General features: G+C 56.7%; 14 protein-coding genes and 1 tRNA gene. 11 read left to right on the top strand and 4 right to left on the bottom strand.

Features of this window, described 5'->3' with window-relative positions:
- From ACQ4WS_RS25230 to ACQ4WS_RS25210, 5 genes are all read left to right on the top strand, one after another.
- A partial coding sequence (locus tag ACQ4WS_RS25230) for a site-specific integrase (RefSeq protein ID WP_436479692.1) occupies nt 1-539 on the top strand: 539 nt, incomplete at its 5' end.
- A 250-nt stretch (nt 540-789) separates the two neighbouring features.
- Complete coding sequence (locus ACQ4WS_RS25225; protein ID WP_436479691.1) at nt 790-1,569, top strand: ABC-three component system protein; 780 nt, start codon at nt 790-792, stop codon at nt 1,567-1,569.
- The gene (locus ACQ4WS_RS25220) at nt 1,553-1,774 is read left to right on the top strand and encodes an ABC-three component system middle component 7 (protein ID WP_436479690.1); all 222 of its coding nucleotides are present in this window, start codon (nt 1,553-1,555) and stop codon (nt 1,772-1,774) included. Before ACQ4WS_RS25225 ends, ACQ4WS_RS25220 begins: the two co-directional genes overlap by 17 nt.
- Nucleotides 1,767-3,386, top strand: coding sequence for a DUF2326 domain-containing protein (locus ACQ4WS_RS25215; RefSeq protein WP_436479689.1), 1,620 nt, complete (start codon nt 1,767-1,769; stop codon nt 3,384-3,386). The genes ACQ4WS_RS25220 and ACQ4WS_RS25215 overlap by 8 nt, the downstream gene beginning before the upstream one ends.
- A gap of 262 nt (nt 3,387-3,648) precedes the next feature.
- A tRNA-OTHER gene (locus ACQ4WS_RS25210) sits at nt 3,649-3,718 on the top strand.
- A 28-nt stretch (nt 3,719-3,746) separates the two neighbouring features.
- Here the strand turns inward: ACQ4WS_RS25210 and ACQ4WS_RS25205 are convergent.
- The 4 genes from ACQ4WS_RS25205 to ACQ4WS_RS25190 are packed head-to-tail and all read right to left on the bottom strand — an operon-like array spanning nt 3,747 to nt 6,471.
- Nucleotides 3,747-4,211, bottom strand: coding sequence for a hypothetical protein (locus tag ACQ4WS_RS25205; protein WP_436479688.1), 465 nt, complete (start codon nt 4,209-4,211; stop codon nt 3,747-3,749).
- Complete coding sequence (locus ACQ4WS_RS25200; RefSeq protein ID WP_436479687.1) at nt 4,212-5,234, bottom strand: sulfotransferase family protein; 1,023 nt, start codon at nt 5,232-5,234, stop codon at nt 4,212-4,214. It lies immediately after the preceding gene.
- The gene (locus ACQ4WS_RS25195; protein WP_436479686.1) at nt 5,231-5,968 is read right to left on the bottom strand and encodes an aspartyl/asparaginyl beta-hydroxylase domain-containing protein; all 738 of its coding nucleotides are present in this window, start codon (nt 5,966-5,968) and stop codon (nt 5,231-5,233) included. Before ACQ4WS_RS25195 ends, ACQ4WS_RS25200 begins: the two co-directional genes overlap by 4 nt.
- Complete coding sequence (locus ACQ4WS_RS25190) at nt 5,953-6,471, bottom strand: GNAT family N-acetyltransferase (protein WP_436479685.1); 519 nt, start codon at nt 6,469-6,471, stop codon at nt 5,953-5,955. Before ACQ4WS_RS25190 ends, ACQ4WS_RS25195 begins: the two co-directional genes overlap by 16 nt.
- A 157-nt stretch (nt 6,472-6,628) precedes the next feature.
- On the opposite strand from ACQ4WS_RS25190, the gene ACQ4WS_RS25185 reads away from it, so the two are divergent.
- The 6 genes from ACQ4WS_RS25185 (at nt 6,629) to ACQ4WS_RS25160 (ending at nt 12,600) form a co-directional block, all read left to right on the top strand.
- On the top strand, nt 6,629-6,784 hold the full coding sequence (locus ACQ4WS_RS25185; protein ID WP_436479684.1) for a hypothetical protein: 156 nt from the start codon (nt 6,629-6,631) through the stop codon (nt 6,782-6,784).
- A 122-nt stretch (nt 6,785-6,906) separates the two neighbouring features.
- Nucleotides 6,907-7,566, top strand: coding sequence for a sugar dehydrogenase complex small subunit (locus ACQ4WS_RS25180; protein ID WP_436479683.1), 660 nt, complete (start codon nt 6,907-6,909; stop codon nt 7,564-7,566).
- On the top strand, nt 7,563-9,221 hold the full coding sequence (locus ACQ4WS_RS25175; RefSeq protein ID WP_436479682.1) for a GMC family oxidoreductase: 1,659 nt from the start codon (nt 7,563-7,565) through the stop codon (nt 9,219-9,221). The genes ACQ4WS_RS25180 and ACQ4WS_RS25175 overlap by 4 nt, the downstream gene beginning before the upstream one ends.
- Nucleotides 9,218-10,687 carry a c-type cytochrome gene (locus ACQ4WS_RS25170; protein WP_436479681.1) on the top strand — a complete coding sequence of 490 codons (1,470 nt, stop codon included), beginning with the start codon at nt 9,218-9,220 and terminating at the stop codon, nt 10,685-10,687. Before ACQ4WS_RS25175 ends, ACQ4WS_RS25170 begins: the two co-directional genes overlap by 4 nt.
- A gap of 134 nt (nt 10,688-10,821) precedes the next feature.
- Complete coding sequence (locus tag ACQ4WS_RS25165) at nt 10,822-11,223, top strand: GtrA family protein (RefSeq protein ID WP_436479680.1); 402 nt, start codon at nt 10,822-10,824, stop codon at nt 11,221-11,223.
- 78 nt (nt 11,224-11,301) lie between these two features.
- A complete protein-coding gene (locus ACQ4WS_RS25160) occupies nt 11,302-12,600 on the top strand; it encodes an NCS2 family permease (RefSeq protein ID WP_298409879.1) in 1,299 nt (432 codons plus the stop codon).
- Nucleotides 12,601-12,787 lie beyond the last annotated feature (187 nt).

Raw genomic sequence — 12,787 nt, 5'->3', positions numbered from 1 at the left:
GACCACTTCCAGTTTCAGGCTCGGCTCGAAGGTTCTACGTTTTCTTGTTGTCATGCTTTTTCCTCAGATGGTGGATTTTCCACCTATTGAGGTGTCCGGGCAAATTAGACCACAGCAGTATTCCGGCGACGAATTCCAAGTCTAAGCGTGTACGTTCGATCCCGTTGAACAACAGTGCTATGGAGGTTCTCGACCAATTAGGCACTGAGGGTAAGTCGGACCATCTGTTCATCAACTTGCAGACCAAGGAGCGGCTGACTGCTGTGAATAAGGTCTGGGGGCGGTTGCGGGTGAAGGCTAATCTACCGCATCTGCGCTTACATGATCTTCGGCATCAGTTCGCTTCGTTCTTGGTGAATGCCGGCCACACTATCTACGAGGTCCAGAAGATCCTTGGGCATTCGGACACAAAGGTAACTGAACGGTACGCGCACTTGTCGTTGAAGACTTTGGAGAAGGCATCTAATAGCGCATCGAAAGCGTTGATGGGCGCGGGGAGGGGAAGTGTTGTAGTTCAGGAGGAGTTGATGGCTGCGTAGGTGTGGAGGGGGGGGGCGGTCCAAATATGGCCGCTCGTAGTTCTTTTGCGCCTTGTGAATATTTGTCGTTGTATGTATGTGATGATTTGTGTTTTTCCATCGGGCAAGATGTTATCCTGTCTATATACGGCAGAATTCAGGTCGGAAATGCCTCTTCGAGCCCAAATTTCCGCCGTGTGATAGACCGACTATTGCTGAATTTCGAATTGACCAGAAGTTCACATACAAGCAACGCTAAAAGGAATATAAAATGGCGGCAAAGAGGGATAGTTACAATGAAAATGAACACAGCATCCTATATGCGGAGACTGGTGGCATCTGTCCTCTATGCACGCTACCTATTTTGTTTCAAAAGAAGGGTTCTAAGAAACCATCTAAAGGCTATGAGGTGGCCCATATCTATCCTTTAAATCCGACGTCAGTACAAATTTCGGCTCTAAAGGGCTATTCCTTACCGGGGGCTATCAATGCACTAGAGAATGTAATTGCTCTTTGCCCAACTTGTCATTCAAAATATGACAAGGATTTTAAAATTGAAGAGTTTGTGAAGCTTCGATCGGATAAAGATAGCTTCTTGAGTGCAGCTAAAGCAAGATTGACTGTCTCACAGCATACTCTTCAAGAAGAGGTGTGTGAAATTTTAGATATAATTTCAACATTCGATTTTGACGGAGCTGAGCCTATTCCAATAGGTTTTGATGTTTCCACTGTAGATAATAAACTGAAAAAAGGTATGAGCCCGCTTCAAAAGCGTGAAATCAAGTTAAATGCTATTAGTTTTTACGTGCGAATACGTGATCATATAAAAATGTTGGAGCAACAGGATCAGGCCGCAGTTCGGATTATGCAAAATCAAATTAATTCATATTATCTTGCTATTAATAGGCAAAATCCGGAAAACAAGGATTTGGTTTTTAATTATGTTGCTCAGTGGATAAGTGCAAAAACCAATAAGCCAATTTTGGCATCCAAAGTTCTTACTTCCTTCTTCGTGCAGAATTGTGAGGTTTTTGATGCTAGTTCCAACTAAATTCACGCGGCTTGAGGAATCTACAATATTTAAAATGAAATGTATTCTTGCTGAAAAGAGATCGGGTGAAACGGTTTTGGAAGTTTTTTCTAGAACTAATGACCAGTTTTATGATGCCAGTGAATTTTTACATGCGATGGATATCTTATTTGTTTTAGATATTTTAGATGTGCAACAGAACTCTGGAGTGGTTGAATATGCTTAAAGAGATTGCTTGTTTATATTTCAATCATGCAAAAATTTATTTTCACAACGGATTAAATGTTGTATTGGGTGATGATGAGGCAAAGAATTCTATTGGAAAATCAACCGCACTGATGGTTGTAGACTTTGTGCAAGGTGGTGACAGCTTCCTGGCGGATGATGCTGGTGCAATCAAAGCTCTCGGTCATCATTATTATGATTTTATGTTTGCATTTTCTGGTGTTAACTATTATTTTTCCCGATCAACGGATCGTTCCGAAATTGTTCATGTTTGTGATGAGGATTATTCGCGATTAGAGGAGATATCTATAGACGTATTTCGTGGGAAACTCAAGATTCTTTATGGCCTTGAGAACCAAGAAAACTCTTATCGTGGAATCGTAAGTCCATTTAGTCGTATCTGGAAAAAAGGTGGACTGGAGCCAGATCAACCTTTTATAGGCTTTCTAAAGGAACCCAACGGGCCTGCTATAGGCCGACTGATCGATCTTTTTGGACGTAGTAGTGACATCGCGTCAGAAAAAAAGGGGATGGATGAGCAAAAGGAGAGAAAAAAACTGATCTCTAGTTCTATGAATGCGCAGATTATACCGAATATTGACAAGAGCCAATATCAGGCGAATAAAAATTCCATTCGTGATAACTCCGAAAAAATTGAGGAACTAAAGCAAGGGCTTGGTGGAGCAATTAACGCCTATGAAGCTTTGTTTGATGCAAGTTTGCGTCAAATGAAGCAGCGGAAGAATGATCTTACTGATGCTAGAAATGAGCTTCAAAGCAAAGTTAGACGATTGCAGCGTGAGATTTCCGGTATCACTTCACGATTATCAGCAAATATTGCTCTTGTCGCTGAATTTTTTCCTTCAGTTAATGTTGATAAAATTGAGCAAGTTGAGGCATTTCATCAAAAAATAGGAAGCATTGTTAAAAAAGAATTAAAGGATGAATTGGCTGTTTCTTTGGATCAAGATAACCTTCTAAGTAATGAAATTCTTGCGCTAGATTCCGGCATTCGTACCGCGTTGGAATCAAAGGGCATGCCGGATGATTTGTTTAATCGTGCCTTTGAGTTGAAAGAAAATACTGACAAGGCATTAGATGAGAATAGATACTTTGAGAAAAAAATTCAGCTAGATGAAGCGATCAAGATTTCATCTAAGCGATTGGATATGATCTATACGAGAATATTTTTAGATATTGAATCAAAGATAAATTCGAAGCTGAAGGCTTTTAATAAAGTTGTCTATGGGGCAAAAAGAAATAGTTCGGAATTGAGAATAAAAAATGCCAACTCCTACAGCTTCACGTGTCCAGATGATACCGGAACAGGGAAATCGTACGCTGGATTAATTGGATTTGATATGTCAATTCTTTCGCTTACTAGATTGCCATTTGTTATTCATGATTCTGTAATCTATAAAAACATTGAGGTTGCAGCAACAAGACGAATTATAAGAATTTTGTCCGCCATTAAGGGGAAGCAGATATTTTTATCGTTTGATGAGGCACATAAATTTGGCACATCAACAGAAAATATTTTAACAAAATACAAAGTCTTAAAATTGAGCCATACTGAGTTACTTTATAAAAAGGATTGGCGCGAGAAAAAATGAGTCATCGCTACCCCCTCAGCATTGTAGAGCTAGCGTTTCTTGCTATATAAACTTGGAACTGTGAGTCTGCGCATATATTGTGAATTGGCTCGGCTCCTGCAGTCGGTATCTGTTCGGTGTTCGGAAGCGGTAAGTCATTGATCTGATTTAATTTTTTTGCAGCAGTGACTTCGATAGGGCCATGCTGTCTCAGTTATGGGTCGGTCTTGGTGGGTGGCAGCACCAAGGGGGCAGAAAGCCGTTACGTTTCTTTGACTCGGTGCCCATAGGCTTGCCGGAGCCCCGTTCTGTTAATCCGCAGGTCCCTGGTTCGAGTCCAGGTCGGGGAGCCAGAACACGTAGTAGCAAAAAGCCCAGCCTTCACCGGTTGGGCTTTTTGCGTTTCAGGGGCAATTCCTTGCCATCCTTGTAAAAAAGCCATTTCCTTAAATAGAACATGCTTTCGTCACCAGAAAACGGGAAGCTGATGCTGTCCAGTTCCCGGCTGGCGACGGCATCGTCCTTGAAATGGGTTTTCAAGGTTTTCAGCAATTCTTTCTCGCTTTCCAGCTGGCTCGCGACAGGATTGGAAGTGAAGTAGGCATGCAGCAGTTCCGGGTGAAGTTTGACGATATCAAAGCCCAGGACGTTGCCCCTGGAACTGCCCGGCAAGTATATTTTTTCCTGCTTTAACTCATTGCGCAGAAATTGTATGACTTGATACGTCTCCTGCTCCATCTGCCCGACGGATGGCTGTGTGGGGGAAGGATTCAGCTTCAAGGTTTTGCCGGCATCGCGCTGGTCCCATTGCACCAGCGTGTATCTGCTTTTCAGGATATTCGTCAATCATTGGCCTTGCCCGGCATGCAGCCGCAACGCTTCCAGCGCCAGATAGCCGGGCTGCAATTGCGCGGCGATGGCAGCAAGGCCGCTTGCCGCAGGTACTGGCGGATCGCCGCGATAGACCGTGCCGTATTTCGCGTGCACGCCGCCGCGCGCCTGCATCGCTTGCAACTGCGTCGTTGTGGGGGTGATGCCGAAGCGGGCCAATAAATCGCTGAAGAGGATATCTGGCAATTGTTTATAGTCGATTAACTGCAGCTGGCCGGCGGCCGCATGGGGCAAGGCGGCGTTGAACAGGCTGGCCAGCACCAGGCCCGTATAGCCATCGATATCGCCCGGCGCCAGCTGGTGCGCGGGCAGCGGCAACAGTGCCGGGTGCAGCATGCCGGGCACCATTTGCGGGCCGCGCTGGCGCTGGTGCGAGGCGAGCACGGCCAGCGGTTCGCGGTAGACGAACAGGCAGGGCGTGCCGGGAAATGCTTGCCGCAGCAAGTCCAGGCTGTGGATGTGCCAGCAGTCGAACTTGATGAAGAAGTGCGTCTCGTCGCCCGAGCGGCGTTGGCCCAGGGCCAGGATGGCCTGGCGCAGCAGGATGCTGCTGGCGGCCCGCTCGCCGCTGTCGTGATGCAGGCGCAGCAGCGAGTCGACGACGGGCGGTTCGGACATGACTATGCACTGCGGCAAGGAAGCCAACAGCTGGCTCAGCAGGGTTGAGCCGCAGCGCGAGACGTGGAAGATGAAAGCGTCGGGCGCCAGGCAATCGCCGAGCGTCGCCAGTGCCGCCAGCGGCGTGCGGCAGACGCGGCGCAGCTCATGCGGCTGGCGCGCCAGCGTATTGACAAAGAAGGCGTCGCTGAAAGCTGCTTGCCCCAGTTCGCGCCAGCACATGCTGGCGTCCGCCAGTGCCTCGTCGCTTTGCACGTGCAGCGGATACCAGCCGCGCAGATCCATGCCCTCGTGCCATGCCACCGCCTCGCCCCTGGCCAGCAAACGTTCTTGCTGGGCCAGGCCCGGCGCGGCGCTCACGGCGCGCCCCCGTCGGCCAAGGCGGCCAATTCCCTGGCCAGCGCCAGGCTGGCAGGCGAGGGCGATAGCCGCAGTTGGGCGATGACTGCCCAAACATTGCCATCGTGGATGCCGGGGTCGCCATACTTGTGGGCTGCTTTCGGCACGAAGCCGGCCGAGGCGAACAGCGCTTCGAGCCAGGCATTGGTGACGCAGTCGAGCACGAGGTGGATGCGCGGCAGCGTGCCCCGGTTATGCACCGCGTGCAGGCAACTGGCGTCCATATACCAGGCGTTGCCGGCCGCAAAGTGCACGTTCTCGCCATCGATGGTAAACAGCACTTGTGGCGAAGTGTGGATGGGGATGTGGATGCGGATCAAGCCATCGGCCAGCGACGCGCCGGCGTCGCGGTGCGCGCGGATCATGACGCCCGGCGCCAGCGCCATCAGGCGCGCGGCGCGGATGTCGCATTCGAAACTGGCGAGCACCTCGCGCAGGCAGGGGCAGCGCGCCAGTTGCGGCGTGGCGGCGTAGGTGGCGCCGTCGACGGGCATGATGTGGCCGGCTGCACCGCTGGGCGAGCGCAGCGGTACGCAGCTCCAGCCCGTGTCGTAGGCGCCCGTATTGAAATGGCTGATCCACTCGCCGGCGGCGAACTGGTCGCTGTCGCGCTGCATGCGCGCCACGTCGAAGCGCAGCGGCAGTTGCAGCCAGGTGCTGGGCGGCTTCGGCGCCGTCACTATGGCGCCTTCCATTCCAGTTGCTCTTGCACCTCGTTTTCCCCGCGCAGGCGAAAGCCCAGCCGCTGGTACAGGGCGCGCGCGGCAGTGTTGCTTTTGTTGACGGCAAGGTGGATCCGGCATTGCTGCGCGCCCGCTTGCGCCTGCAGGCCGCGCAGCACGGCGCTGCCGGCGCCCTGGCCTTGCGCGGCGGGCAGGATGGCGATGTCGACCAGGTGCAGCACTTCGCCCTGACGGTCCAGGATCAGGCGGCCGATGGGGGTGTCGCCATGCTGCAGCACCAGGTACGCGGCGTGCGGATATGCCTGGCGATAACCGTGGCTTTGCATGCGCTGCTGCATGGCGATCAACTGTTCGATGACGGCGGGCTCGGCCGGCATCTGGCGCAGGTCGTCGCGTGTGGAGCGATACAGAGCGGCGGCAAAGTCATCGTCGTCGTCACGCTGGAGGCGCAACTGGCAGGGGGCGGGCAAGCTGGTGAGGACGTGGGCGAGGTCGGAAAGCGGCAAGGCGTGCATCGGTGCTCCCTTAGGTTGTTGCGGATGGCGGCGAATGGTCGCAATGAAGCAAACGTGCCTTTATTTGCCATGTTGCCAATTTTTCCGCGTACTTGCAATCATTTCAAAGATGCCGCATGCCTTCTGTCTCTATCCCGCCTGGCCCGTGGAGACGCGCGTGAATCTGCCCTTGACCTTGCCGGGCAAGCCGGCCCTGGCTGGCGGCAGCGTGCTCGACTTCCATGATCGCCTGGGTAGCCAGCCGCGACTGGCGTTTTGCCTGCGCGAAACGCCTGAATCCATGCAGGCATCGCACCAGGCAGTTACTCGGTAGTAGTACTTCATTGGCAGACTATTTACTTCTGTAGGATAATATGGAACCGGTTCCATTTATGCGCAAATGTAATCTGGCGCAATCATCGAAATCAATAAAACAACAAGTCTTGCGGGAGTCTCATGAACCATCCAGGCAGCGAAGCATCTGCAACATCCGTTTCATCCCTTCCCCGCATCAGCCGCCGCCACGCCCTGATCGGCCTGGCCGCCTTGCTGGCGCAGGCCGGTTTCTGGAGCAATCCCCTGTCCGCCGCCATGCAGGCGCCGGCCAGCGCTCCGGCGACCGGCCTGGCACCGGCCAGCATGCTGTTCTACACCTTGTCGCAAACGATCACGGGCCACCGCGATTTGTCCGCCGCGACGGCGGCGCGCATCGAGCAAGCCATGCGCACGAACGTGCCCGGCTTTGCCGACCGCTTGCCGCAACTGGGCGCGCTGCTCGTCACGGGCCAGGAAGCCAAGGCCCTGCTGGCGGCCGCCAGTGCCGCGAATGCGAGTCTGCGCGAGCTGGCGCTGGCCATCGTTGCCGCCTGGTACACGGGCACGGTCGCCGGCAACGCGGCGCAGGGCACCAAATCCATCGTCGTCGCGTATGCGGAAGCGTTGATGTACCGCACGGTGGCCGATGGCCAGGTCGTGCCCACGTATTGCAATTATGGCCCCCTGTGGTGGCTGAAGGCGCCGCCGGCCGTGCGCGTTTCTGCGCCTGTGGCGCCAAAACCCGTACCGGCCCCGGCTACTACCGGCACTCCCGAACCGAAAGGCAAGCAAGCAAAATGAAATCACCACAATTCAAGAGTAATGGCGACGTCGTCGCCGATGTCGTCATCGTCGGGTCTGGTGTCGTCGGCGCCATGATGGCCGACCAGCTGGCCGCCCAAGGCCATTCCGTGATCATGCTGGAAGCGGGCTTGCGCATCGAGCGGGGTCAAGCCGTGGAAAACTGGCGCAACATGCCGTTCGAAAACCGCGTCGGTTCCGACTTTCAGGGCCTGTATCCGCAGGCGGAGAACGCGCCCGCGCCCTTGTATTTCCCGAAGAATAACTACGTGGAATTGTCCGGTCCCAGCGGCAGCAGTTTCCAGCAGGGCTATCTGCGCACGGTGGGTGGCACGACCTGGCACTGGGCCGCGTCGTGCTGGCGCCATTTGCCGTCCGACATGCGCATGAAGAGCGATTACGGGGTAGGGCGCGACTGGGCCATTTCCTATGATGAGCTGGAACCGTACTATTGCCGCGCCGAGCAGGAAATGGGCGTGGCCGGCCCCAACGATCCGGCCCTGCAATCGCCCAGCGAGCGCAGCGCGCCGTACCCGATGGACATGGTGCCCTGGGGCTATGGCGACAAGCGCTTCGCCGAAGTGGTCAACCCGCACGGCTACCGTTCCGTGCCGATCCCGCAAGGCCGCTCGACGCGCCCATGGCAGGGCCGTCCCACGTGCTGCGGCAACAATAACTGCCAGCCGATCTGCCCCATCGGCGCCATGTACAACGGCATCCACCATGTGGAACGGGCCGAGATGAAGGGTGCTGGCGTGCTGGCCGAGGCCGTCGTCTACCGCATCGACACGGACCACAACAACCGCGTGACAGCCGTGCACTGGTATGACGCGAAAAAACAGTCGCACATGGCGACGGGCAAGGCTTTCGTGATTGCCTGCAATGGCATCGAAACGCCCCGTTTGCTGTTGCTGGCGGCGAACCGGAACAATCCGAACGGCATCGCCAACAGTTCCGACCAGGTGGGCCGCAACATGATGGACCATTCGGGTTTCCACTGTACTTTCCTCGCCAATGAACCGATCTGGACGGGGCGTGGTCCTGCGCAGAGCAGCTGCCTGGTGGGACCGCGCGATGGCGCCTTCCGCGCGCAGTATTCGGCCAACAAGATGATCCTGAACAATATCACCAGGGTGGGCCCCGCTACCCAGCAGTCGTTGAAACTGGGCCTGGTGGGCAAGGATCTCGACGATGAAATCCGCCGCCGCGCCGCCTTTGGCGTGGACTTGTCGATCAGCCTGGAGCCCTTGCCAGAGGCGCATAACCGATTGACCCTGAGCAAGACGCGCAAGGACCCGCTGGGCCTGGCCTGTCCCGATATTTATTACGACGTGGGCGATTACGTGCGCGATGGCGCGAAGGCCGCGCATGCGCAGCTCGAGCACATCGGCAAACTGTTCGGCGCCGTGGAATTCCATATCACCGACAGCCTGAACGCGAACAACCACATCATGGGCGGCGTCATCATGGGTTCGAACCGTCTTGACTCCGTGGTCGACGGCAATTGCCGCGCCCACGACCATGCCAATTTGTGGCTGCCGGGTGGCGGCGCCATGCCGTCGGCCAGCGTGGTGAACACCACCCTCAGCATGGCCGCGCTCGGCTTGCGCGCGGCCGACGACATCGCCCGCACCCTGGCAAGGGAGGCAGCATGATGCGCCGTTTCTTGCTCGGCCTGGCGTTGGCGGCCGGTTTGCCGCTGGCCGCGCACGCTGCGCCACCTGTTCCGCCCGTCACGCTGACGCCGGACCGCCCGGCCGCGCCCGCTGCAGTCGCTGCGGCTGGCCCCGATGCGCGCCTGGAGCGGGGCCGTTACCTGGCCATCGCCGCCGACTGCATGGCGTGCCATACGGCAGCGGGCGGCAAGCCGTATGCGGGCGGCTATGCCATCGACTCGCCGCTGGGCACGATTTACGCGACGAATATCACGCCATCGAAAAAAGGCGGCATCGGCCACTACACGGAAGCCGACTTTGCGCGCGCGCTGCGCGAAGGCGTGCGCGCCGATGGCAGCCATCTGTATCCCGCCATGCCCTACACCAGCTATGCGCAGCTGACGGATACGGACGTGGGCGACCTGTATGACTACTTCATGCAGGCCGTCAAGCCCGTCGATGAACCGGCGCGCCAGACGGCCCTGCCATTCCCGTTCAATGTGCGCCTGTCCATGCTGGGCTGGAACACTTTGTTCCTCGACAATAAACGCTTTGTGCCAGATCCAACGAAGAGCGCGCAGATCAATCGGGGCGCCTATCTGGCCGAAGGCCTGGCGCATTGCAGCGCTTGCCACACGCCGCGCAACGCGCTGATGGCGGAAATCGGCAGCCAGACCCTGGCGGGCGCGTCGCTCGGTTCCTGGCATGCGCCGAACATCACGTCTGACAAGGTCAGCGGCATCGGCGCGTGGACGGATGCGGAACTCACGGCCTACCTGAAGACGGGCCACGTGGAAGGAAAAGGACAGGCGGCGGGCGGCATGGCCGAAGCCATCCAGAACAGCCTGCAATTTTTGCGCGATGACGACGTGGCCGCCATCGTCGCGTGGCTGCGCACCGTGCCGCCCGTGCGCGCGCCGGGACAGACCAAGGCCGCGTTCAGCCACGGTAGCGCCGCCAGCGAAGAGCCGCTGCTGCGCGGCATGGCCGGTTCCACCGAGCATCATTCGCTCAACAGCGGGGCGGTGCTGTTTTCCGGCTATTGCGCCAGTTGCCATTCGGCCAGTGGCGCCGGCAGCACGGGCCAGGCGTATCCTGCCCTGTTTCACAATACGGCGACGGGCGGCAACACGCCGGCCAACCTCGTCTCGGCCATGTTGTTTGGCGTCGAGCGCAAGATCGAAGGGGAGGAGCATGAAGCCTTCATGCCCCGTTTCGACCAGCGTTCCTATGTGCAGCCCTTGACGGACGAGCAGATCGCCGCTATCGCCAATTACGTGCTGAAACAGTATGGCAACCCGGACGTGTCCGTCACCCCCGCGTATGTGGCGCAGGCGCGCAGCGGCGGCGAGAAACCCGTGCTGGCGCGGGTACAGCCGTTCATGCTGCCGGGCGGCATCGTGGGTATCTTGCTGCTGATCGCGCTGTTGGTGTGGCGGCGCCGGCGCCGTCAGCGCAACGATTAAGAGTCGAAACGGCGGCGAATATGAACGTTGGGCGCAACTTGCAGTAAAATGCAGGCTGAAAAATGGTTACGAGCAATCGTAGCCATTTTTTATTCTGGCTCGTTCCTGGCTTTCGCTTCATTTGAAAATTGACAATGTCTCATTCCCTGCATCAGCAATTTCTACGTTTCGCCGCCGTCGGCGCTTCCGGCACGGCCGTGCAATACAGCGTACTGTGGGGCGGCGTGGAGTGGGCAGGCATCAGCGCCGCCGCCGCGTCCGGTATCGGCTACATCCTCGGTTCCGTCGTCAACTACCTCCTCAATTACTTTTTCACGTTTAAAAGCGACAAGGGACACGGCGAGGCGGCTTCCAAGTATTTCACCTTGCTGGGCATAGGTTGGTGCATCAATACGGGCCTGATGTGGCTGCTGGTACACCAGCTGGGCTGGTATTACTGGCTGGCGCAGGTGCTGGCGACGGGTATCGGGCTGGCCTGGAATTTTGCGGGCAGCCGCTGGTGGGCCTTCAAGCCGGCTAGCGCGCCAGGCAAGTAAACAAGTGTTGTTGCAAGAAAAAAAGATGCGCATAGTCCAAGACCAGGCGCGCGGTTTTACCAAAACAAGGGGTTAATCATGCAGTTCCTGGAACGCTATTTCAAACTGAAGGACAACGGAACCAATGTGCGCACGGAGCTGCTGGCCGGCCTGACCACGTTCCTGACGATGGCCTACATCATCTTCGTCAACCCGTCCATCCTCGGCGACGCGGGCATGCCGAAAGACGCCGTTTTTGTCGCTACCTGCCTGGCGGCCGCCATCGGCACCCTGATCATGGGCCTGTACGCGAACTATCCGATTGCGCTGGCGCCGGGCATGGGCTTGAATGCGTACTTCTCATACACGGTGGTCAAGGGTATGGGCATGAGCTGGGAAGTGGCGCTGGGCGCCGTCTTCATTTCCGGCTGCCTGTTCATCCTGGTCAGCCTGTTCAAGGTGCGCGAGATGATCATCAACAGCATCCCGCCCGCGCTGCGCACGGCCATCACGGTGGGTATCGGCTTGTTCCTGGCAATCATTTCCCTGAAAAGCGCCGGCGTGGTGGTGTCGAACCCGGCCACCATCATCGCCCTGGGCGACTTGCATAAGCCGGCGCCCATCCTGGCCATCCTCGGCTTTTTCATCATCGTCGCGCTGGACCGTCTGAAGGTGCAGGGCGCTATCCTGATCGGCATTCTCGCCATCACCATTGCCAGCTTCTTCTTTGGCGGCAACCAGTTCAACGGCATCGTCTCGCTGCCACCCGCCATCGAGCCGACCCTGTTCAAGCTCGACATCATGGGCGCGCTGTCGATCGGCATCATCAACGTGGTGCTGGTATTTTTCCTGGTCGAATTGTTCGATGCGACGGGCACCCTGATGGGCGTGGCCAACCGTGCCGGCTTGTTGAAAGACGGCAAGATGGAGCGCATGAACAAAGCCTTGCTGGCCGACAGTACGGCGATCGCCGCCGGCGCCTGCCTGGGCACGTCGAGCACCACGGCCTTCGTGGAAAGCGCGGCCGGCGTGCAAGCGGGCGGCCGCACGGGCTTGACTGCCGTGGCCGTCGCGCTGCTGTTCCTGGGCAGCCTGTTCTTTGCCCCGCTGGCGCACACGGTGCCGCCGTACGCGACAGCGCCCGCGCTGCTGTACGTGGCTTGTCTGATGCTGCGCGAACTGACCTTCATCGACTGGGATGACAGCACGGAAAGCATTCCTGCGGCCATCACGGCGCTGATGATGCCGTTTACCTATTCGGTAGCCAGCGGCGTCGCCTTCGGCTTCATCACCTATGCCGTCTTGAAACTGTTGACGGGCAAGGGCAAGCAAGTGTCCGTGGTGGCTTACATCATCGCCGCCATTTTCCTGTTCAAGTTTATCTACCTGGGCGAATAGTCAGTTTGCCGGCAAGCAGTTGCCGCCTATGACAAGGCCGCCCGTGCATCCGCATCGGCGGCCTTTTTTTGTGGTGCGCCCGGCAGGGCGCACTCACTTGGAGGTGAAAGTCCTCTACTCGCCCGACAAGGGGAAGAGTTAGCTGAACGGCAAGGGTGTCGCGGGTGACTGCGAATCTGAAGGAAGC

The sequence above is a fragment of the Janthinobacterium leeuwenhoeki genome (genome assembly GCF_051380795.1).
Lineage (GTDB): Bacteria > Pseudomonadota > Gammaproteobacteria > Burkholderiales > Burkholderiaceae_D > Janthinobacterium.
The sequence above is the reverse complement of the archived record's forward strand: the minus strand, read 5'-3'. Positions and strand labels throughout refer to the sequence as shown.